At 45.5% G+C, this 22730-nt stretch carries 19 protein-coding genes; 9 read left to right on the top strand and 10 right to left on the bottom strand.

Translation table 11 applies throughout. The features are described 5' to 3' along the window. Positions 1-18: 18 nt before the first annotated feature. Entirely contained in the window at positions 19-591 is a 573-nt protein-coding gene (locus ACP5KC_RS03320) for a hypothetical protein (RefSeq protein WP_052883456.1), read from the top strand. On the opposite strand, the gene ACP5KC_RS03315 is transcribed toward ACP5KC_RS03320, so the two are convergent. After that, positions 545-1894, bottom strand: a complete 1350-nt coding sequence (locus ACP5KC_RS03315) for an FAD-dependent oxidoreductase (protein ID WP_428286836.1) — start codon at positions 1892-1894, stop codon at positions 545-547. The two genes, ACP5KC_RS03320 and ACP5KC_RS03315, sit on opposite strands and share 47 nt — an antisense overlap. 34 nt (positions 1895-1928) lie before the next feature. Next, complete coding sequence (surE, locus tag ACP5KC_RS03310) at positions 1929-2687, bottom strand: 5'/3'-nucleotidase SurE (protein ID WP_273434396.1); 759 nt, start codon at positions 2685-2687, stop codon at positions 1929-1931. A 49-nt stretch (positions 2688-2736) separates the two neighbouring features. Here surE and ACP5KC_RS03305 point away from each other — a divergent pair, with 49 nt between their 5' ends. From ACP5KC_RS03305 to ACP5KC_RS03295, 3 genes are read left to right on the top strand one after another with little or no spacing between them, the layout of a single operon-like run. Continuing rightward, on the top strand, positions 2737-3426 hold the full coding sequence (locus ACP5KC_RS03305; RefSeq protein ID WP_273434398.1) for a hypothetical protein: 690 nt from the start codon (positions 2737-2739) through the stop codon (positions 3424-3426). A 31-nt stretch (positions 3427-3457) separates the two neighbouring features. After that, positions 3458-3973, top strand: coding sequence for a dCTP deaminase (gene dcd, locus ACP5KC_RS03300; protein WP_052883452.1), 516 nt, complete (start codon positions 3458-3460; stop codon positions 3971-3973). Between the two features lie 2 nt (positions 3974-3975). Then, a complete protein-coding gene (locus tag ACP5KC_RS03295; RefSeq protein WP_428286835.1) occupies positions 3976-4569 on the top strand; it encodes a DUF429 domain-containing protein in 594 nt (197 codons plus the stop codon). Here ACP5KC_RS03295 and ACP5KC_RS03290 read toward each other — a convergent pair. Further along, positions 4511-5683 (bottom strand): DUF72 domain-containing protein, encoded by a 1173-nt coding sequence (locus tag ACP5KC_RS03290; RefSeq protein ID WP_428286834.1) that lies wholly within the window; start codon positions 5681-5683, stop codon positions 4511-4513. The genes ACP5KC_RS03295 and ACP5KC_RS03290 overlap by 59 nt on opposite strands. Positions 5684-5809: 126 nt before the next feature. On the opposite strand from ACP5KC_RS03290, the gene ACP5KC_RS03285 reads away from it, so the two are divergent. The 3 genes from ACP5KC_RS03285 to ACP5KC_RS03275 all read left to right on the top strand — a co-directional run bounded on the left by ACP5KC_RS03285 (position 5810) and on the right by ACP5KC_RS03275 (position 9577). After that, positions 5810-7375 carry a GTP-binding protein gene (locus ACP5KC_RS03285; RefSeq protein WP_052883450.1) on the top strand — a complete coding sequence of 522 codons (1566 nt, stop codon included), beginning with the start codon at positions 5810-5812 and terminating at the stop codon, positions 7373-7375. A 47-nt stretch (positions 7376-7422) separates the two neighbouring features. Further along, on the top strand, positions 7423-7947 hold the full coding sequence (gene ppa, locus ACP5KC_RS03280; RefSeq protein WP_273434404.1) for an inorganic diphosphatase: 525 nt from the start codon (positions 7423-7425) through the stop codon (positions 7945-7947). An 88-nt stretch (positions 7948-8035) separates the two neighbouring features. After that, a complete protein-coding gene (locus ACP5KC_RS03275; RefSeq protein ID WP_424738431.1) occupies positions 8036-9577 on the top strand; it encodes an alpha-amylase in 1542 nt (513 codons plus the stop codon). Between the two features lie 262 nt (positions 9578-9839). On the opposite strand, the gene ACP5KC_RS03270 is transcribed toward ACP5KC_RS03275, so the two are convergent. Then, positions 9840-11075, bottom strand: a complete 1236-nt coding sequence (locus ACP5KC_RS03270) for a cytochrome c biogenesis CcdA family protein (protein WP_424739883.1) — start codon at positions 11073-11075, stop codon at positions 9840-9842. An 8-nt stretch (positions 11076-11083) separates the two neighbouring features. Continuing rightward, positions 11084-12799, bottom strand: coding sequence for a carboxypeptidase regulatory-like domain-containing protein (locus ACP5KC_RS03265; protein WP_052883445.1), 1716 nt, complete (start codon positions 12797-12799; stop codon positions 11084-11086). A gap of 95 nt (positions 12800-12894) precedes the next feature. Here ACP5KC_RS03265 and ACP5KC_RS03260 point away from each other — a divergent pair, with 95 nt between their 5' ends. Next, a complete protein-coding gene (locus ACP5KC_RS03260) occupies positions 12895-13617 on the top strand; it encodes a DUF72 domain-containing protein (RefSeq protein WP_052883444.1) in 723 nt (240 codons plus the stop codon). On the opposite strand, the gene ACP5KC_RS03255 is transcribed toward ACP5KC_RS03260, so the two are convergent. The 5 genes from ACP5KC_RS03255 to ACP5KC_RS03235 form a co-directional block, all read right to left on the bottom strand. Beyond that, entirely contained in the window at positions 13614-14603 is a 990-nt protein-coding gene (locus tag ACP5KC_RS03255) for an ABC transporter ATP-binding protein (RefSeq protein ID WP_428286833.1), read from the bottom strand. The genes ACP5KC_RS03260 and ACP5KC_RS03255 overlap by 4 nt on opposite strands. 6 nt (positions 14604-14609) lie before the next feature. Next, positions 14610-15581: an ABC transporter ATP-binding protein gene (locus ACP5KC_RS03250; RefSeq protein ID WP_052883442.1), complete on the bottom strand. Its 972-nt coding sequence runs from the start codon at positions 15579-15581 to the stop codon at positions 14610-14612. Positions 15582-15594: 13 nt separating this feature from the next. Then, positions 15595-17025 (bottom strand): ABC transporter permease, encoded by a 1431-nt coding sequence (locus ACP5KC_RS03245; RefSeq protein ID WP_052883441.1) that lies wholly within the window; start codon positions 17023-17025, stop codon positions 15595-15597. 6 nt (positions 17026-17031) lie between these two features. Next, positions 17032-18096 (bottom strand): ABC transporter permease, encoded by a 1065-nt coding sequence (locus ACP5KC_RS03240; RefSeq protein ID WP_052883440.1) that lies wholly within the window; start codon positions 18094-18096, stop codon positions 17032-17034. Positions 18097-18207: 111 nt separating this feature from the next. Continuing rightward, positions 18208-20910, bottom strand: coding sequence for an ABC transporter substrate-binding protein (locus ACP5KC_RS03235; protein WP_428286832.1), 2703 nt, complete (start codon positions 20908-20910; stop codon positions 18208-18210). A 569-nt stretch (positions 20911-21479) separates the two neighbouring features. Here ACP5KC_RS03235 and ACP5KC_RS03230 point away from each other — a divergent pair. After that, complete coding sequence (locus ACP5KC_RS03230; RefSeq protein ID WP_428286831.1) at positions 21480-22517, top strand: hypothetical protein; 1038 nt, start codon at positions 21480-21482, stop codon at positions 22515-22517. Positions 22518-22730 lie beyond the last annotated feature (213 nt).

Below are 22730 nucleotides of genomic sequence, written 5' to 3'. Positions count from 1 at the left end.
TAACACGTCGACCAAGCCTTGGAGGAGAAGAGAAAAGATTTTCCCATAAAGTTGATAATCCTAGGTTTTGTCCTACTGGCTATAGGTTCTTCCTTGGCGTGGAGTGTTAATTATCATCTTGCAATGCATGAGAAAATTCCTGTTATGATAAGGCTTCCACTGAAAAACTCAACAAGAATTGAGCTCCCCTCGAGTCTTTCCTTAAAGACTTACTATAACCTTACATATGATGGTGATCGCTATGTGAACCTCAGCCTTGTCTTCTTGAACTCTAACTCCACAGAGGTTGGCAGGCTGATAATAAGAGATGCCCAGAAAAATACTTCAGGATTTATTTATTTCGAAGATAAGCCGGCCGCCTTGCTAGTTAATCGAAGCTGCAGTAGCTGTAGCTCTACAGTATTCTTAACTTTTTATTTTGCGAAATACAATGAGGAACTTGTTCTCCTAGAAAGCATTATTTCAGCATTTCTTTCACTAATTGGAGGTGTCTCTCTATTATTCGGCGGCTATCTCTACGTGGCATATAAAAATCGAGATGAGACTACTCCTTCTCAATTTTTCCAAGAAGAACCCGAGCAGCAACAATAACGGGGTCCCAGACGGGAGCAAATGGAGGAGCGTAAGCTAAGTCGCTGAAGAAGAGGTCTCGAACATTTCCTCCTTTACCGATTAAAGCGGCCAAGGCGTCTATTCGGGCTAGAACTCCATCGCTACCAACAATTTGGGCTCCTAGAAGTCTTCCCGTGTTCCTATCAGCTATCAGCTTAACAGTCATGGGTGAGCCACCCGGGTAGTAACTAGCCCGAGAGTTTGCCTTTATAACGACAGAGGCTGGGTTAAATCCCTCTTTTATAGCTCTCTCCTCAGTTAAGCCGGTTCTTGCCACTTCAAGATCAAACACTTTAGTTATTGCTGTTCCAAGAGCACCGGGAAAAGTTGCTTCTATTCCTGATATCGAGGCTCCGGCAACATAACCCATCTTGTTGGCTACAGGTGCAAGAGGGAACCAGTCAGGCTTCCCAGTCACAAGGTTTATTGCCTCAGCGTTGTCTCCCGCAGCATACACGTTTTCAAGATTTGTTCGCATAGAGGGATCCGTGCTTATGGCTCCTGTATTTCCTTTTCGTACCCCGAGCATCTCGGCTATATGCGTTTCCGGCGTTACGCCAGTAGCAAGGAAAACCAAATCAACCTTGTATTCACCTTTGTCCGTTACTATCTTTTCGACCTTCTTATGGCCTTCTAGTGCTTGCAGAGCTTCGCCGAGATGCAGATCTACACCATTTCTGATAAGTTCTGCTTCAATTAGCTGCGCGATATCGGCGTCAAGCGTCGGCATAACGTGTGGCAGCATTTCAAAAAGCATCACGGACTTACCTATACGTCTAAGGTTATCAGCCAGCTCGAGACCTATGTAGCCGCCTCCAATAATAGCAATTCTTTTAGCTTCATCTACAGCTCTGCGTGCCTCTTCGCCACTCTCAAGAGTACGTATTGTAAGAACGCCGCTTAATTCGACTCCAGGAATGGGAGGGATTCTAGGCCGGGCTCCTGTTGCGATTAGAAGCTTTTCCCAACTGAAGGTGTTCTCCGATCCATCATGGAACCTCGCGCGAATGAAACCATTGCCAGCTTCCACGACCTCTGTCTCTGTATATACCTCTATTCCTCTCTCCTCCTTGAATACTCTGAGGGGATAATGAACCAGTTCCTCGATGTCTTTAGCATAGCCTCCTAGAAAGTAAGGTATGCCGCATGGAGCGTAGCTCACGTACTTGCTCCTCTCAAACACCATGACCCTCCACTCAGGGTGTATTCTCTTTATCCTGGAAGCAGCAGTCATGCCGGCAGGTCCTCCACCTATTACGACAACGTTAGCCTTGTCGCCCATACATATCCCTCTGTATACCGTTGTCATTCTTCTCTTAGCCTATTAAAATTTTGGTTAACCATTCCGTTTTTACTGTCGAAATGAAACTCAAGGGTGTTACCGTAGCGTATCCCTCCTTTACGAGGCAGACATCACTCCCTGGCGTTACACAAGAATATGCCTGCTCTAAAGTCCATCGACTCATGTCGCATTCGTCTTGGTGACAAGTGTATACTTCTGTGTGCATTCCCTGCTCTAAAATCGCAACAGCTACCCCCCTAAGGGTCCAGGCGGGAACATTGACGTTGAGGAGGGGGGCTTCCCACTTAGCCTCCGAAAGCTTCTCGAGTATACCGACAGCTACTCTAGCAGCTCTATAGTAAACATCATAATCAAAGTTTTTATAGTCTGACCAAGCACGTGCAACTAAGGAGACAGCTATTCCTTTAAACCCTCTGATAGTCGCCTCTAAAACTGCTCCCACTGTTCCAGAGGATAAAACATCCCATAGTCCTAGGTTTGGGCCGCTGTTCACCCCGCTTAGTATGAAGTCGAATGATTTATCAAATGAGTCGAGTACAACTCCTACAGCTGTAGCAGGCGTCGAGTCTACTATTACAGCACTGTATCTGCCGAAGAGTTCGACTAACTTGTATTTGGTTCTGAAGGAGATAGATTTGCTACTTCCACTTGAATGATTAGCTGTAGTTGCTATGAAAACCTCATGGCCCTGATTGGAGACGGCATCGGCGAGTGCCTGTAGACCCACACTGACTCCATCATCGTTAGTCACAAGTATCCTGAGTTTCTTCACAGCCTCTTTCTGCGGTAAAATAATTTAATGTTTTCCACAGCGTAGTCTTGTGAGTTCTCGTTACGAGCTTGGAGACACGATATTGGATAAACTGAGCAGGACCTTCCAGATAAGTCCCGACGATTTTGCTGCTTTAAAAGCGGCCCTTGGCAGAGACTATTTTAAGGTACTCGTAGCTACCATCCTGTCACAAAACACAAACGAAAAAAATACCTTTAAGGCAATTAAAAAACTAGAGGAAAGCATTGGGATAAAGCCCCATTTACTAGCCAGCGTTGATGAAAATTATCTTGAAGAAGCCATCTCGCCTGCAGGTCTTCAGTCGACTAAGTCTAAGGCTATAAAAGAGGCTGCAAAGCTTATAGTTGAGAGATACGACGGAGATATAACAAATCTTTTAAAAAAGGGGGAAAAGAGAGTTAGAGAGGAACTTGGGAAGATCAGGGGTATAGGGGACAAAACTATTGATGTTCTCCTTGCAAATTATGGTTACCCGATCGTTGCAATAGATACCCATGTCAGGCGAGTTGCTAGAAGGCTCGGATTAACGCATGCAAAAACATATATGGCAATTCGAGAAGATCTCGAGAAAGTTTTTCGCCCAGAGAAGAGGCTCACTGCCCATTTGCTCCTTATACTTTTAGGTAGAAATATCTGCAAAGCTAAAAGACCTGCATGTCTCGAGTGCCCGCTAAAGGATATCTGTGAATATTATAATTCGCTTAAAGCTAAACATTAAACCCATTAACCCCTGAGATCTTACCTAACTTATGCTGTCAGGTGCTGAATTACTTCGACTAGTAAAGGAGGGAAAACTCGTCATCGAGCCTTTCTCAGAGGAGATAATAAGGGAAAATGGAATAGATCTGAGAATAGGTGAGGAGGTAGCCGTTCTCCTCAATAACCCTGAACCATTAGATCCTGACAAGCTTAAAGAAATAAAGCTAAGCGATTACTACAAGGTTTTCAAGACTGACAGCTTTGTACTTCAACCATACATGAAGGTATTGGTGACAACATTAGAATATATAAAAATGCCTCCCGATGTGGCTGGTCTAATAGGAGTTAGAAGCACTTTTGCCCGTCTGGGCGTATCAATACCTCCCACCTTAATCGATGCAGGATTTGAGGGCGAGATAACAATAGAAATCCACGGTGGAGCCTTTCCAATCATTCTGCGGAAGGGTATGCGGTTTGCCCACGTAGCTTTTTATAGAATCCAGGGCGACGTGATAACCTATAAGGGTAAATACCAGGGACAGCGTGGTGTCACCTTGCCGCGCTAGCCATGCTGTATGCAGGAATAGACCTTACTGCATCAAAATCAAGACCAACCTGTATAGCATTTTTAGACAATGAGAAAAACGTTAGAGTATACAGAGCCTTTGATGACCTTGAGATACTCCATATAATGTTTAGCCTAGAGCCCGACATAGTCGGCATAGATTCTCCTTTGACTTATCCTAAACAAGGTAGACTTAGAGGTTGCGAGAGGATTATGAGAGAGCTTGGAATAAAGTTTTTTCCACCTAGCTTGCCGGCCATGAAGAAGTTGATGTACAGGGGGTCAAGACTCGCTGAGGCGTTGTCTCGAAGGGGTATAAAAGTTCTTGAAGTATATCCGGGTGGAACTCAAGATGTTCTTTGTCTGCCCAGGAAAAGAAGATCACTAGACGAGTTGAGGAAGGGGTTGGAAAAGCTTGGACTGCATATTAAGGATCAAGAAAAGGATGGAGATGTGCTGGACGCGGTAACCGCTGCCTACACTGTGTACGTCTTCGCAAGGGGAGACTACCTTAGACTGATATCGGAAGACTGTGAACTTATTCTCCCTGTTCCGATTTGTCTGCCACGAACTCCCAATCATCCATATTGGTTATAATGTCTTCTAAAATTTTCAGGGCAAGGTCTCGAGGAATGACTAGAAAGAACTTGACCATGTGTTTACAGAAACGTTTGCCCTCTAGAGATTTTCGCCAATCCTCGCAGTTATGCCTAATTATGCGTGAGTCTAAGTCTATGTATACATCATATTCCTTAACCTTACCGATAACCCGGTCTCCAGCCACCGTGTATGTGACAGCCTCATCCTTGATCTCAAGCCCCCTCTCGTACCTTTTATCACCAGCCAACGCCTTGAGAACCTCGTCTACATTCCCCTCTAAAGCAGCCGTTCTAGCCTTACTAGCCGACTTTTCTGGGAGCTTCTGGAAGTATTCGTCCATTTCCTTTAACAGTTGCCGCCTCTCGCGATCAAGCATACCTAGGAGGGATAACATCTGCAGAGCGTTATGCGGCGCAAACCCCCTGAAATGGTTGTTGAAGTACCCTAACAGAAGAGACACGTTTCCTATCAGCTGGTTTATTCTTAGAGCCCACTCCTTGAGCTCTTGCTCGGTGTAGTGATAATAATACCAGGGTCTTTCTCCTCGCCCATGCCATCTAATGTAGGTGAAGTCTGCAGTCACAACGGCCTCTGGGGGTAGGAGTGGCTCGTCAACTATCGCGTAGGCGACGTTATGCTCTCGTAATAGTTTAAATGTCCCGTCGTTGAGCCAGCTCGGATGCCTGAACTCGACCGCGAAGCGGTATTCTCTGGGAAGCATTTCAAGGAAATCCTTGAACCAGGGAACATCATTTTTAGGTCTGGGTGGAAGTTGTATGAGAATAGCTCCCAGCTTTCCGCTGCCGCCCAGCTGGTTTATAAGCTTGAAAAACAAGTCTAATTCTTCTGTGATTAGTTTCGGGTTTAAGAGCTTTTTATGTGTTATCCCACGATACATCTTTAGGGAAAAAACGAATCCTCTAGGCGCACTGCGCAGCAATCCTTCGATGAAGCCCTTCCCTGGTAACGAGTAAAAGGTGGAATTTATTTCAACAGTATTGAATACACGTGTATACTGGCTGAAAAGACCCCTCTCTGTTTTATAAAAAGGTCCTATCCAGTCATCATAGTCCCATCCCGATGTTCCTATGAGGATCCGCCCAAAAAACATATCCATTTACTTATCGTCGATGTATAGCTAAATCTGTAGCGGCCATCATTACCATCACTTTCGTTCTACATCTAGCGAGAGGCAGACTTAATAGTCTGTCTTGAATCCTAGGAATGTTGACGGAAATTGAGCTACCCTGCTGAGGAGGACAGCGGGCCAGTTGAGTACAAATCGATCTTAGTTGATTTGGGAGATGATAGGGTCGAGAAGCTTGCTTCACAGATGAAGTACAGGCTGTTTGAAGGCGGTGGAGAAGCCATATATGTTTTAGGCATAAATGACGACGGCACTGTACGGGGTCTTACCCCTGAGGAGGAGAGAGCATCCCTAGAGATATTAGAGAAGGTTGCAAATAAGGTCGGTGCAAGTACGAGAATACTTGAAAGAAGGGAACATGGTGGCAGAATTGTTACTCGTGTACTCGTGAGGATTTCACGCGAGGAAAATCCTCCTTCTCAAGTGAACATTATAGTTGTCGGGAACGTCGACGCTGGCAAGAGCACCACTGTTGGTACGCTCTGTTATGGGTCTCTAGACGACGGTAGAGGAAGTAACATGAGAAAGGTAGCCAGGTATGCCCATGAAATATTAACAGGGAGGACATCCTCTGTGGTCATAAGATTGCTAGGGTTTGATCTCAACAATAGACCTGTCAACTGGAGCCTTCCCAACCCACTTGATGAGGCACAAATATATCTTTCCTCAAAAAAGATTGTTTCTCTCGTTGATGTTGGAGGTCATGAGAGATATCTTCGTACGGCTCTGAGAGGATTACTGTCAAAGTTCCCTGATTATGCAATGCTCGTTGTTGCTGCGAACACGGGACTACAAGTAATGGGGCGAGAGCACCTTGGAGTTTGTGTGGCCCTTAAGATACCTGTCTTTATCGTATTTACCAAGGTAGACCTGGTCAGCCCTGAGATCGGTGACTCATACCTTGATGAGACTCTTAATATACTCAGAAGACTTGACAAGAAACCCATGCTGATTAGAAGATTGAGTGATGTGTACTATGTTGCTCCTCTCATGACCTCTGGGCGTGTAGTTCCCATCTTTAAGCTTTCGAATACAACAGGCGTTGGACTTGATCTTCTAACTGAGTTCTTGAACTTGTTGCCTCCGCGTAAGAGGTGGAGTGAACTTGTTAAAAAGCCCCTTCTTGCCTATGTAACCGATATTTTTGAGGTAAGAGGAGTTGGCACCGTGATTGCTGTTACAGTAGAAAGAGGAACGGTATACGAGAACTCTAATTATTTCATAGGCCCATTACATGATGGCACTTGGCGTAAAACTCGCGTTAAATCAATACATGTAAACCGCGTCCCCGCTTCAAAGGCCAGAGCTGGTGAAGAGGCCACTCTAGCCATAACGGACATCGATCGAGAAGAGGTCGAGAAAGGACAAGTCTTGACAGAGACCCCGCTTCATCCAGCCGTAAGCCTCGTCAGCGAGATTCTCGTCCTAAAGCACCCAACAACTATTAAAACTGGGTATCAAACAGTTCTTCACATTCATTCGATAAGAGCGCCGGTCGAGTTTACCTGGATGGAGAAAGAGCCCATGCGAACGGGTGACACGGGCCTGGTACGCCTTACCTTCTTGAAGGGATACTGGTACGTAGAGGAGGGGGAGCAGTTTATTCTGCGAGATTCGAGAACTAGAGCCATAGGCACAGTTTACAAGGTCGAGTAGGAGTACCTGTAAATCCTTTTATATCCCCTACACATAATTTTCCCTGTATGAAGCACTTATCGACAGGGAAAAATCCCCCAGAGGATATATTCGTGGTCATCGAGATTCCCATGGGTAGCAATGTCAAGTACGAGCTCGACAAGGAGAGCGGTGTGCTATTTGTAGACAGGGTTCTCTTTACCTCAATGGTTTTCCCCTTCAATTATGGTTTCATCCCATCTACACTTGAAGAGGACGGTGACCCTGTAGACGTCGTGCTTCTCAGCTATGATTCCTTTGCGCCAGGCAGCGTCGTACGTGCCAGACCTGTAGGTCTTTTAGAGATGGAGGACGAGTCAGGACCGGACAGCAAAGTTATAGCTGTGCCCCACGAAAAAATAGATGCTCGTTTCGGAAAAATCAAGGATATCAACGACGTTGATGACAGCGTGAAGAATAAAATCCGCCACTTCTTTGAGCATTATAAGGAGTTAGAGCCGGGCAAATGGGTAAAGGTCAAGGCATGGCAAGGCAAGGATAAAGCCATGGACTCGATAAGAAAGGCTATGGAGAGGTTTAAAAATAAGCATTAAGAACTCAATCTAAAAATTTAAGCTTAAGTTTTTAATCTTCTTCTTTTTAAAGAATATTAGGTGTATACTCATCAGGCACATAGTCTTTATGTTTGAGGTTCATCAACCCTACAGGCTTGCAAGAAGAATTACCCGTCGCCTGGCCGAGAAGGTGGCCTTAAAGGGTAAAGTTGATCACGCGGATCTCGAGGAAATCTATTTTGACCAGACTCTAAATCGAGAAGTTTTCGAGAGAGTAGCCCGGAGATGCTATCTGCCAGCAAACGCAATTATCCTTCAACAGATCGACTTCTTTAAGAATCAAGGAAAAAACTTTAAGGTATCATATAGTGTTTCCGGGGTTTTGCTAGAGCAGGCTGAGCGCTGGATGCCAAGCCTTCTTGAAAGCTTTAGACAACTCGCAAGCACGGGAATGGTCGAGTTTTTAGACCAGACTTATTTTCACAGTCTAAGCTTCCTGATAGCTGAGGAGGAGTTCATCGATCAAATTAGAATGCATCGTGAATTATTGAAATCTTATCTAGGTGTTAGCCCGATTAGCGTCGAGAACACTGAATTCATCTATAATAATTACATCGCGAAAATATTCGATAAGCTCGGCTACAAAGTGGTACTCACAGAGGGAGTTGAGAAGATTCTCATGTGGCGAAGCCCGAACTACGTCTATAAGGCTAAGGGACTAAACCTACGGGTATTGATGAGAAATTACCGATTATCTGACGACATTGGATTTAGATTTGCTTCTAGGTGGTGGAGTGAATATCCACTGACAGCCGACAAGTACTCCGCCTGGCTCGCCGCAACGCCAGGAGATGTAATATTAATTGCAATAGATTACGAGACTTTTGGAGAGCATTTTCCAGCTGAGACAGGGATATTCGAATTCCTTCGTTGGCTACCCGGCGAGATCCTTAAATGGGAGCACCTAACGACCTCTACCCCCAGTGAAGTCGTAGAGAGGGTGCCTCCACGGGACGAAATAGATGTTCCTGAGAGTGACACAATTTCATGGGCAGACCTAGAGAGGGATTTAACAGCTTGGACGGGTAACTTTATGCAAGACTATGCTCTCGATAGGCTTAGAGATTTATGGCTTCAAGTCAAAGCGACGCGCGACGAGAATTTACTACGTCTCTGGAGATTGCTCTCCATAAGTGACCACTTCTACTACATGTCAACAAAAGGAGGGGGACCCGGCGATGTTCACTCCTATTTCAGCCCTTACAAGTCTCCGTTTCAAGCTTACATGATTTACTCAGACGTGTTGGCTGACCTAGAGTATAGAACTCTTCAAAGGCTGGAGCAGGACGAAGACTCTCGTTACAGGTGGGTTTGGATGAAGCGTGTAGATGCAGGAAAGGAGTTCATGTTCTACCTTGATGTTGGTAAGCCACTAAACCTCGTTGCATGGAATGTTTTTTCGTTTATAGATGCGCTTGAGAGGGCTCCTCTTGAAAGCGTGGTTTTCCACCAGACCCGTGGTGACTTTAGCCGCTGGCTTAGCTTTAGCGTTGGGGAAAAAAACCTCGGTGAGAAACTAGAAAAGGTTAAGATAGATAAGGAGGACAATCTCAAAGGTAGAATTTTGGAGATTCTATATGAAAGAAGAAAAAGCCTATTTGGATTCTAATTCACTATCAGAAGATCTCACATCTATTTTTCCTAGAAGATGTCAAGGCTATTTGAAAGTGCTCCTATTTTTCATCCAGAAGTATTTAGAGGACCCCTCACAAATTTTCAGCGCTTATACTGTAGAGAAGGAAGTTCTAGGTATCTCAAGAGCACGCCCAATTTTGGAGCGACTGGTTCGCAAAGGATTCCTCCTGGTCTTTGACTACAATGGCATCTTGTACTATGGGCTTAATACGGAGAATCGCGCTGTGAAAAAGCTCTTAAATTTCTTCAAGGAGCTTTAATCCTGTAATTATTTTTGATAATTTTAGAGCTGGGAGTAACGGGCTTAAATATGCTACTGGGAGTACTGGGAGTAGATAGGGAGCCAACCACAATAGATTTGTGGCTTTGGAAGTAACTAAGTCCATGGCTATGTGTGCTAGAATATATAGGGATGCAAAAAGGTGTTCACGATCTCTACGACCAGGACCAAGAGTCCAGGCAATAAGAGTTATTGAGTCCATTAGTGGGAGGTTATTCAGGATAAGTAAAGGAAGCGAAAAGACATAAGGCTTAGCGAGTAGAAGACTGTTAACCATTATAAGGGTTCTGCTAATCAGGAAAAGTAGCATACGAATCCCTTCGTTTTGGAGTTGCGGGGGGAGAAATTGAAGGACATCGATGAGTCCATATATGAAGATACTTGTTCCGAGGATAATGAGAAGTCCTCCTCTCATCATAATACCCAGCTGGTAAGCGCGTAAGGAGTAAAGCACGGCTGCTAGTAGTGATATGAAACCTAGATATGGGAGTAGTCTAGCTGAAAGCTGTACTAGGATTATGTCATGTCCCTCCACGCTTAGAATAGTAAGTATTCCAAGGACGATAATAGTGATTCCGGAAATAGTCTCGTTGTGTCTCACAAGAAAACTTCGTGAAATCTTGGTTCCTATGCTTTTACCTAGAAACTCTGTCAGTAGACCCATAATAAAGAAGGGGGTTGTAACCCCCGCCGAGTAGACTAGTACGGTTATTATAGAGTCTCCTGGTTCTTGTAGTGAGCCAAGCCAAACCATGGAAAACGCAGCGACCAGGATTGTTGCGGCGCAGGGTGCAGCTACAAGTGAGAATAGGAAGCCGAGTAAGAGAGAGTTTAGAATGGATGCCTTCTGAAATCTAGGCTGTACTGAAGGAATCCAGGCAAATAACACTCGCAACGGAGACATCATGAGGACACCTAAACTGACTAGTGTTAAGCCCATTCCGACAGCCAATGTAGGTAGATTACCCGTTAGCAGGCCTTGTAAAAGGCTACCGCTGTACGAGGCTAGGATACCGTAAATCAAAAAACTAGCCGTGATTCCCGCGATAAACGCTAGTGTAGTGAGCAGTACACGTTTACTTCCTGACTTAGCGACCACACTTAAGAACACTGGTATGATAGGTAGAAAACAGGGGGTGAAGGCTGTTTCAACTCCAAGGATGTAAAGTAGTGCTAGGAAAGAGGGCTCCATTTGGATCCCTAAGCGTACTTTCGCCTTCCATAGTATACGAGGAAAAAGCTAACGGCCACTAGAACCGCCATGATAAGGGTAAAGCTAAAACTGGCCTCTGGACGAACCCATACAAGTAGGACTCTAGTATCTCTTATGCTTCCTGATTCAACAGTGAATACAATATTGTAAACTCCTTCTCGTACATCAGGGGGAACATTGATCTGAAGCGAAAAACTACCTGTCTCTCCAGGCAGCAATGAGAGCCTTTCAGGTTGGACTGTTACCTGGAGCTTCTCGGGATTAAAGGACGTGTATAAATTTAAAGATTGCAAGGGATACGTGCCCGAGTTAACAACATTTACTTTATAAGTAACGGTGCCGCCCGGAACTGTGATTATGAGGAAGTCCTGGTTGAGTATTCTAAAGCTGTAAGACCCCACTACGTTGACAAGGATCTTTTTAGCTGTATAACTTGTAGTCCCGTTGGCTTGAACGATAAGCTCGTATAGACCGGGAGCTGTTTGTGATGAAGCGTTAACCAGGAGGTTTACCTGTCTTGATTCTCCCGGTAAGAGGTACAAGGTTGAGGCCGCCTGACCTGAAACTGTTAGAATCGGTCTTATTCCCTCATTATTTGATGAAGCTTTTAGAACAGTCACGGTTGCCATATTGCCGTCGTTACGTATAATCAGAGGTATTACTGTTGAAGAGCCCCCGGTAATGTTAAGCCTCGAAACCCCCACTGTCAAGTTGAGTAGATCATAGCGGCTTTCCACGCTCACATCAAGTTTTGTTATGAAACGGCTACCCGAAACATCAGTATATATTGACACTGCGTATAGGCCAAGTTTAGCTGAGGGAGGAATGTAAAGGATGAGAAAAAGCTGCCTAGTAGCTTTTGGAGCCAGAGTTAACCCTGAGACAGTTATGCTGTTAGCGTCAACTATAGACGCAACCCAGCCTTGAGGAGGTTCTACTGTTAGTGCCATTTCAGCATCGAGGGTAAACGGGTTTCTAAGTGTGAAGGGTATTTTTAACTGGGCTCCGGGATATGCCTTTATACTGCTTGCAGGCAACTCGATAAGATTCCATTTTTTAGGCTGTACTTCAAAAACATAGTCGATTGTTGCTGTGAGGTTTTCCCAGGAAAGGCGAACCCTTACAAAATTTTTGCCGAAGGCATCCATAGGTACTTGGAGGTTTAGGAAAACAGTTTTCTCCCTCCCAGGTTCTATCATGATATTGTCTACGCGTAATCCTCCAGGAAGGGTGAGATAGCCTACCCAGGATGTAGGAGCTTCTATTTTGAAGTTAACCGTCAAAGGGTCTAGCCCTTTATTTTCTAGCTTGATTGTAAGGTTTAGAATGTCACCCTGTAGGACAGTGAGCTGAGTTGTCTCGGTGTAGACACTTATTGCTTGTTCTAGGGTAATCGTTCCTAGACTGCCCGCTTTCTCTTGCGTAGCAACTAACATTATTTCTCTAGGTGCATAGCCTTTAAGATAGGCGCGAAGTACATAGGTTCCAGGCGGCAAACGTAGATTGAATGTTCCGTCTTTATCTGTGAGGGTTGAGGTTACTAGGAGGTTGTTGCTGTAGACAGAGACTTGTGCACCAGCTATAGGATTCAACTGAAGATCAGTCACACGTCCATAGAAGTATAGTGTCTGGCTGTAGCTAGGCGGTATAACTACAAGCATGACAACTATCACCAGTAGCCCTCCAAGTGATTTAATCCGCATAGACCCACCTACTACGGTTTTGTTTTTCTCACTTAATTATCTATTGTGTAGGTCGAGCCGAGGTGTATTTTTATAGCGTGGCAGTTTAACAGTTAATGAAAATGAAACTCTTCGTGGGAACTTCCGGCTGGGTCTATGACTGGAACCCTGACGGAATAGAATGGTATGTACGCGAGTCTGGTTTTAATGCCATAGAGCTCAATATGAGCTTTTACAGTTTTCCAAGAGAGGAAAATGTCGAAGAATGGTCAAAAAAAGCTCATGAGCTGCGTTGGTCCGTCAAGGTTCACAGGAGTATCACTCACATTAGAAAGCTTAACGAAAAAGCTCTTCCAACCTGGAAAAGATTTCTTGAAAGGTTTAAGGACCTTGAAGAAAGTATTGATTTCTACCTTTTCCAGTTACCACCTAGCCTTACCTTTAATGAAAAAGTCGTTAAGAGGATCGAGCTATTCAGTGCAACCTGTGAGAAGATTGCGATAGAGCCAAGACATCTTTCTTGGTTCACCATGGAAGCTCTTAACATACTTAAGGATAAGGGCGTTTATGTCGTCACACCGGATTCGCCGCTATTCGAGGGGCTGCCCAGTATGGGCGTTATAAACATTAAAGGCATCGTGTACGTACGAATGCATGGAAGGCTTACATGGTATAATTATGGATACATGGATGAAGAACTTTACGAGGTTGCTGATAGGATAGTCGAAGCCAAGCCTGTCAAAGCCTATGTTTTCTTCAATAATAACCACGACATGCTGGGTGATGGTAGGAGGCTAATAGAAATCTTTCAGGAAAAATATGGTACGGGGCTTGCCTAGGACCTGAAGGCGTAAAGCCAGCACTTGACAAAATGATCTTTCTCGACCTCTATTTCTGGCGGCTCTTCCCGCTTACATTTGTCAGTTGCAAATGGGCATCGGGGCGCAAAACGGCATCCGGGTGGGGGATTTATAAGGCTTGGGGGCTCACCTGGTGGAACGTCTCGGAAACGTTTCCTGTTCTCAGGGTCTGGGTCAGGAATCGCGGAGAGCAGTGCACGCGTGTATGGGTGGAGCGGATTGCGTAGAACAGATTTTGTAGGTCCACGCTCAATTAAATGTCCAGCATACATTATGAATATCTTCTCGCTGAAGTACCTCGTGGTTGACAGGTCGTGTGTTATGTAGATGAAACTGATGTTTCGTTTCTCTTGAAGCTCCCTCATGAGGCTGAGAATCTCGACCCTTACTGAGGCGTCGAGCATGGAGACGGGTTCGTCTGCTACAACTAAACTGGGTCTAAGTATTAAGGCCCTGGCAATAGCAACCCTTTGCAGCTGACCCCCGCTAAGCATGTGCGGGTATTTAAAGGCGAAGTCTTCTACAGGGGTTAGTCTAACCTCCTCTAAGGCTTTAAATACCATCTCCTCTCTCTCCTCCTTACTACCTATCTTGTGGATAATTAGAGGTTCTTCCAGGATACGGTAAATCGTCATGAACGAGGGCATGGCGCCGTAAGGATCCTGTTGTACGAGGCCGGTCTCCTTCTTATACCACATTAGGTCTTTTTCATCTAAGGTGGTTATGTCTCTACCCTTAAAGATTAGTTTACCGCCTGTGGGTTTGTATAGCCTCAAAATAGTTTTTCCAAGAGTTGTCTTACCGCTCCCCGACTCTCCGACCACAGAGACAGCCTCAGCCACACCCAGGTCGAAGGAGACACCGTCCACAGCGCGTAGAGGTATTGGTTCGGCGAAGAGGCCTCTTCTAACCTCAAACCACATCTTGAGGTCCTCCGCTTTTAAAAGAACCTTATCCTCGCTCATAACCTATCACCTCTTTCCTTCATGAACAAGCCAACATTTTACAAGGGATCCCTTGCTTGTCTCAGCCAGTGGGGGTTCTTCCTTAATACACCGTTCATATGCAAATGGGCACCGGGGATGGAAGCGACAGCCAGAGGGTGGATTGATGAGGCTTGGTGGAGTCCCTGGGATGTACTCGAGTTTTTTGTCGGTTCGTAGAGTGGGGACGCTGGCCATAAGCTTCTCAGAATAGGGGTGTTTGGGTGATACATAGAATTCGTCGGCATCTGATAGCTCTACTATTTGTCCAGCATACATCACAGCGACCCTGTCTGCGAGTTCGCTTGTTAGTGGGACGTCATGTGTAATGAAAATATAGCTAATATTCATCTCTTGTTTTATCCTTTTTAAGAGGTTTATAATGTTAGCTTGTGTTATAACGTCGAGCGCCGAGGTAGGCTCATCAAGTATGACTACGTCGGGGTTTGTCACCAAGGCCATCGCTATGACGGCTCTCTGCCTCATTCCACCGCTTAACTCGAAGGGATACCTGTCAAGGAAACTCTCGTGGATTCCGACTAATCTCAAATACTTTTTAGCTTCAGCGAGGGCTTCTTCCTTACCCATACCTTTGTGAATCATAAGTGGTTCGGCAATCTGGAAACCTACCTTTATTACAGGGTTCAAAGCGTTCTGTGACCCTTGGAACACATAAGATATCTTCTGCCACCTTACGCGTTTCCTGAACTCCTCCTCATCCATCTTCATTACATCGGTTCCATTAAGGCTTATTACGCCATCAAACTTCTCGACATTTCTCGGCAAGAGCCGTATTATGGCCCTTGCAAGTGAGGTTTTTCCACATCCAGACTCGCCAACAATAGCGATTGTTTCACCGCGCTTTAAGTCGAAGCTTACCTTGTCTACAGCTTTTACCACACCCTTCCTCGTTCGATAGTATAAATATAGATCCCGAACGGATAAAACAATATTAGCCATCACATTTTCACCTCTACATTTCTCGGAGTCTTGGATTAACGATCCGGTCTAGCGCGAAACCGAGTAGGGCGAACGAAAGACCAGTGAATATGAGGAAGGCTGACGGCTCTAGAACCCAGTAGTAATAGCCCTTATAAAGTGCTCCTTGCTCGTAGGCATTGTTTATTACCTTCCCCCAAGTGGGTAAGGATGGATCTCCTAGTCCGAGTAAAGCCAGGGCCGCCTCTAGAAAAACGTATCCAGGTACAGCCGAGATGAGGCCAGGGACTATTGGTGGTAGTATCTTTGGAATAATATATAGAAATATTATCCTAAGGTCGGACGCGCCATAAGCTTTCGCGGCCTCAATGTATGGATATTCCTTTATCTGCATCACCAATGCTCTAGTAGACTTAATTCCCGGTCCAAATATGCTTAGAATAATTACGACCACGAGGAGAGTCCATATGTTTAAGCCATAAAAGACTGAAATTAATATCAAGAAGGGGAGGAAGGGGAGCACCATGTATACTTCCGTTACGCGCTGAATCAAATTATCTAGAAGACCTCCAAAATAGCCACTGAGAGTAGCAATTATCATCTCGACAAAGGTTGTTACGAGCGATGCTGTCAAACCGAAAGCGAGCGCTACAGGAGCGCCCCACATGAGCGCAATTTCTAGCGGTCTACGTAAGTGATCTGTTCCGGCAATTCCATAAACATCACCATAAACAATCATCCTGCAGTCAAGATCTGCATTACCAAAGACGGTGGCGTCAATGATAACTTTATACGTTCCCTTCTCAACCTCTAAGTTCCCCTTCTGTAAAGCCTCCTTTGTAAACTTACCAAAGAGAAACTGTATGTTAGTTATTAGATCACTGGGCTCGACACCGTAGTTCTGGCGAACATACGAGACGAGGGCACGCGTGATAGGATCAATTACAAAATAGAGACTGTACTTGTTGTCTGTCATGTAGTAATCGCCAAGATTTATTCTATCACCACTAGGCTTAACCCAGGTGATTGTAATGATTGGAGCTCCGGTGGTTTTGGAAAAGTTGCTCGAAAAGAACATATTGAGTTCGGAGGGGAAATCATCATACTCGTAGTTGAAGGTGAACTCTATGTGAACCTTTCTCATATTTGTGCCGACAACAGGAGCTGATGACTTAGCAACGTTTAAACTGATCTCGCGTGAATCAAACTTCATCGTCTTGGGAAGGTTTTTCCCAACAAAAAACTGTATCCATTCAGGCGGGGCTAAACGTGGGTTTTCTATCCACATATCGCCCTCTCCACGCCACATTGCTATTGCCCTATCCATGGGTATAGTCACGATAGTATATATTGAAAACACAACAAGTAAAAGGAGCATTATAAGGCCAAGAACCCCTGATTTATAGCTCACCAGCTCTCGCAGAGTATTGATTATCGATTTTGCAAACCCTCTACTTGAACTCATAACCTTTCACCTATATTGAACCTTTATCCTAGGATCAAGCCACCCGTAAATCACATCCAATATCAGTACAGTAATCATTAACAAGTAAGCATAGATTACGGTTATTCCAACTATAACAGGAGTGTCAAAAGAAGATATAGCGTTGTATGTCACTAGACCTAAACCAGGCCAGTTAAACACTGTCTCGGTAATAATTGCACCGCCCCACGACCCTATAAGAGACAAGGCAAAACTAGTGATTATGGGTGGAAGCGTAGGCCTTAAAATGTATCTTGTTTCGATAAGGCGAGGCGGAAGCCCCTTGGCCTTGGCCGCCTCAACATAGTCCTCCGTAGAGAATATAAGGAAAAATGTACGGTTGCCATAAATACCTAGGAAGAGCCCGGAAATAATCCATGAGAGCATTGGAAGTATCATGTGTTTGAGCACGCTTAAAGCATAGTCCACTGGATTCTCAGGCGGTGGAACATCCACTAGCCCCCCGGGGGGCAGTACATGCAGCCAGGAATAAAATATTAAGATTAAGAATATACCGTAAAACCATCCCGGGATTACGGAAGTAGGAGATAAAGCCACTGTTGCCTTGTCTAAAAGGCTTCCATAATGACGCGAAAGATACAATCCGACAAACAGATGTAAAAAGAAGTTGATTACAGTCACTGTGGTGAAGAGAAGCACAGTGTTAGGTAGCCTCTCGAGAATAATGTTTCTCACCAACATTGAGCCCGTGTCGCTTCGCATGGTTAGGGCTTTGCCCAGATCCAATGTTAGCGCATCCCTCAAGTATATCAGGCTCCTTACAAAGAAAGGCGTATCAAGGCCTCGCCGGTGAATCTCTTGTTGAACTAACTGCTCAATCAGCTTTGCCCTCTCCTCACCGGGGAGATTACGGTATTGTGGATTCTGACTTATGGCTTGACCTATAGACATCCGTATGTCACCTATGACAATCTCATCTACTTTACCACCCATGTTCGCGATGAGAATGGTTGCATATATTGCAATGACCACTGTCAAGTATAGGACCACGGCGCGCTTGACTATGTATTTAAGGAAGCCCCATGGGATCATCTACTTCACGCTTTAAACATTTTAGACGGATACTCTTAAAAAATTTTACTTTAAAGAAAAATATATAGATTACAAGCCAAAGCTAAATAAAAAATCAGAAAAAAATATATTTCACGATTTGACTTGAGTTGCCTCCTGTGAAGTTTTTTCAACGGTTTTTGGCTTTCTAAGACCCATAGCGAGTGCCACGATCGCGAGGAGGAGGCTGACGACGCTAAGGGCTAGAGCCATGTTCAGTGTGGACTCGATTCCGCTTACGCGGCTGCTAAGGTTGTTGACCTTGTTGTTGACGTCGGTTATTCCTGCTTGAAGCGAGCCTAACTTGGATTCAAGCGAGCTTTGTACCTGAGTGAGGAGCGTCTGGAAGTAGGCTATCTGTGAAGTCACCGTGAATGGTTTCTCGACAAGTACTGGTGTCGCGACATCCTTGCTCAGGGTAATTGTAAGTATCCTGTAGCTTCCAGGGGTCAGTTTTCCAGTATCTTCGCCAGATAGTTTCACAATCCAAACGCCGTCGGCTTGTGGGGTTGCAACACCCTTGGCATATACGTTACCCTGCGCGTCTAGCACCATGTACTTGACGAAGTCTATGCGCCCGGTCGGGTAGGGCTTACCACCGACGTTAATGTTGAGAGTAAATGTAGCCTCGGCGCCTGGCACCACTATATCGGGAACCTTTACACTGACTTCTGGTATCGGTGGAGTGGCAAGGAAGGACCATCGATCCGCCTTGTCGGGGAAGTTTCTGTTAGCCTTCAGCACAGCTATGTGAGCGTTGTAGTCTACCTTGTCAAGGTAGAAGGGACCAGCACCGACATAGAAGTGGCCGTGGGCCTGGTACCAGTTCTTTAAAGCCGTGTACCTTGCGTTTACTTCGTCTGGCTTAACGTAGTTAGACATGAAGGCTTTAAATGGTATGTATCCCTCACTCTGGGCCTCGCTTAACATCTTTGAGAGTATATCGAGGCTTGGCCCGCCGATATAGTTCATCCACTCAACGTTCATTTCGCCAGCTTTATCTGCACTGAACGCGAGGAGGCCCTTCTCCTCCGCCCTTATTCCAATAGCAAGCATGTGCCATGGGTTGGATGGCCAGCCCGCGAAGCCGAAGACTATGGCTTCCGCGTCTAGCGCCGTGTAGTTCACGTAGTACTCTATGACTAGAGGACTGGTGCTGACGATTCTCCAACCTCGCATCATATCCCTCCATTGCTGGAATGAGGCTATCGCAGACTTGTCGTAAAGTGGGCTGGAGGGGTCTACACGTGCGAAGGTAAGAGGCCAGCCTATCAGCCAGTCGGCGAGAGTCATTGTTGTTCCGTCGTGATATTTAATCTTGCCTAGAACGTCACCATAGTTTGCGACAATCTTTACCTGGGCGTACTTCACTCCAGCTTCTCCTGAAGTGATGACTTTCCCAGTTTTAACGTCGTAAGCATACCACGCATCCGCTGGGACTTCGACCTTGTCAACAAAGGTGAGTTTGAGCCAGTCACTGCTGGACTGAGTCACTATACCCTTCAGCGCGTACACCTCGGCGCTTACAAGCCTGTTAGCCATTTGGAGGCCTGTGTAGGGGTTTGTCCTGTAGGCGTAGTCGTCCACTGCCATTAAGAGCACCGAGTCGTAGACCCAGTTGGTGCCGGCGACAGGGTTCCAGGGATCAACTAAAACCTCACGCATCCCAGCCTTTATGGTTCCTCCCTCCTTGCCAACGTAGCGAAGGGTCATGGGCCATAGGTTGTTGTCGAAGCCTGCTGAGAAGTCAGAGGCGCACTGAACCTCCTTGCGGTAAACCCTAGGGGCTATTTGGTCTACAAGCCATATGCGTACAGAGTCTTTAAGGGCGAGCTCAGCTGCCTTAGCTATTAGTTGGGTTCTCTCCTCCATTGAGGTAAACTGGCCGTTCCAGAGCTTAGTTGCCACCTCGTAGAAGATGGGGTCCGGCTTATAGGCTTGCCAGAGTGGCCCCATATAGCTGGCTAGAGGAGTATAGAAGAAGCCAAAGTTGCTGGCAGAGTCACGCTCGACGGCGGTCGTAATCCATCCACCAGTATAAATATTCCATTTCCCATCAGCGGGGTTTCCGCGTATCCACAGCGGAGCAAGGTCTCGGCTGGTTCCGTACCTCCTTATGACTGTGAAGCCTAGCTTTTGCAACTGATCCGCTACATAGTCGCCGATCTGCTTCCTATGATCTTCGGTGCGTATAAGGATCGTTATCTCGACGGGGCTTCCCTTGTAGTACCACTTTCCATCTTTAAATGTGGCGCCAAGCTTGGACATCTCCTCGAAGATTACGGCCTTGGCCTTCTCGAAGTCGTAGCTATACTTTGCTTCAAGGGCCTTGGCTGTGTCAGCTATCCTAGCGTAGTCTGGGAAGACGTTGACGATAGGTAGCCATTTCGGTACAGCTAAGCCACCAAATATCTCGTTAGCTATGTAGTTTCTGTCGACGAGCCAGTTCATGGCCTCGCGTATCCTTGGATCTGAGAAGGGGTTGAGCTTTCCAGTAGCTGGGAACTCGGGGCCCACAGGGTTAAAAGTCAAATCATAGTAGAGACCGTAAGAGTACGTGTACTTGAGGTTGGGGTCGCTCTTAATTTTCTGCATAAGAGCTGGGTCGGCGCGTATTTCGGTGAAGTAGATCTGCATGTCTCCCTTGCTGAGCATGTCGATGACTTTGGCTGGGTCTTTCTCGGCGAAGAAGTCGACCTCATCTACCCATGGACCTTGGGGTTGGGCTCTGAGCAGTGGTAGCAGTATTGATAAGGCTAATAGGAGGACAATAACAAGTGCTACCTTGTTTTTCATGGGTGTCGTTAATACAGTGTAATGATAAAATATTTTAATTTTTCGCTCCTAATAAGAGACATTTGTTATTTTCACTGCGCTTTCCAATGTAAAAGATTGAGTAAAAAATATTTAACATGATAACATATATTTGTCTTTAACGTAGAAGTAAGGTAGAGCTCGTAATGAGAGTAATTACATTAATAACGCTTTTTGCAGTGGTCTGGATCTTTTTTTCCCTAAGCACCATCTGTACAAACAGTCCTTCACCTTTCAATAGTTTGAGCGGAGCTATATCGGGCCAGTATATCGCCGTTGGAGGTTTTACGGGTTCGGCTTTGAGCCCTCTCCCAAGCGTTTTACTTCTTTCCCCGGAAGGAGGGCTTCTTTACCAGTGGGTTTCTAGAGGTATGATTCTATCTTCAAGAGAAATTAATGGGAGCTTTATACTAAGCGGGTATGGTGGGAGCCCTGGTGAAGGTGTAGAGGGGCTTGTCTTATATCACGACAAGGACAAAACCAAAAGTTTTCGTCTGAAAGGTTCTACTGATATTTTCCTATCTGACGCCACATATCATGATGGGGCTATTATGGTTGCAGGATATTTTGCACAGACTCCGAGAGGGGATCTAGATGTACTTGTCGCACGCTTTAACCTGGAAGGAAGGCTCCTGGGGTTGAGATGCTATGGTAGTGTCGATTATCCCGACGTTGCGAAGCGGTTGATATTCGACGGCGAGAATATTATGGTTTTAGGGGAGACGTGGGCTTATAATGTTTCTCAGGGCGACGTTCTTCTCTTAAAAGTAAGGGACGACTTGACTTTAGTTGATAGCTGGAGTATTGGAGGGGCCGGGATAGACAGCGGAGAGGATGTTGGAGTCACACGTAACGGGGATTACGTAATCGTAGGCTATACCATGGGGGGTGAGGGAACCCAGGGCTTCCTGCTTAGAGTGTCGCGTATTGGCGGTATTTTGTGGTTGAGAGGCTATTTAAGCCTGGGAGAGACTTACCTTAAAAGGGTATATGTGGATCCTGATACTGGTCGAGTGTATATTGTTGGTTCGGGTGTTTTTGAGGAAGGGAGGAAGGATCCATTCCTGCTTGTCGAAGACGAGATCGAGGGCTGGATCTTCAACGAGAGCAGGCTTGAAATAGTGCGCAGTGAGCCAAGTCTCGACTTGACGGGAGACATAGGAGGAAAGCATTTCTTTTTATACTACCCGGGCGGTATTATAGCTGGGAGCCTTAAGGGAGACGTTGCAGTAAACTATCAGCTCAGCGGTCCCAGTATCAACTCGACGTTATTCTTGGATGATACAAGTGAGCTTAGCTATTACTCAAAATCCATCTATGGGTGGAGATTGCTTAGAGGCGTAGTTAAGGAGCGGCCCTGTCCCAAAATACAGGTGGTAGAGACCGACCCTAAAGTTTCACAGGTGTCAGTTAGTACTTCTACGGTTAAAATAGAGAGGAAAGCTTTTAAAAGAGAATTTGATCCTGGACTTGCTCTTCGAAGAATACTAGAGAGAAATGTGCCTCTCGTACTGTTGTTGCCTGTGTTTATTGTCTTCTTGCTAGTAATCTATTATGCCTTGCGAGGTTCTATTTTAAAGCGTGATTGAGAGGTTGGGCTTTCGTGAATATGAGTCGAGAAATATGTTTATTCTCCTTTAGTGCTTTCTCGAGAAGCCTATACCTTGTAATATTTTCTCCTTCAACAAGATATGCCTCACTACCTTTTTTTCCGAGGGCTAAAAGCTGGTGAAGCTTGCCTTTGAACAAACTCACTTATAGAGCTTTCTCGAGCATTAAGAGGTATTTCTTCGTTTCTCTTC

This window comes from Infirmifilum sp., from assembly GCF_049970975.1.
Classification (GTDB): Archaea; Thermoproteota; Thermoprotei; order Thermofilales; family Thermofilaceae; genus Thermofilum; species Thermofilum uzonense.
The sequence above is the reverse complement of the archived record's forward strand: the minus strand, read 5'-3'. Positions and strand labels throughout refer to the sequence as shown.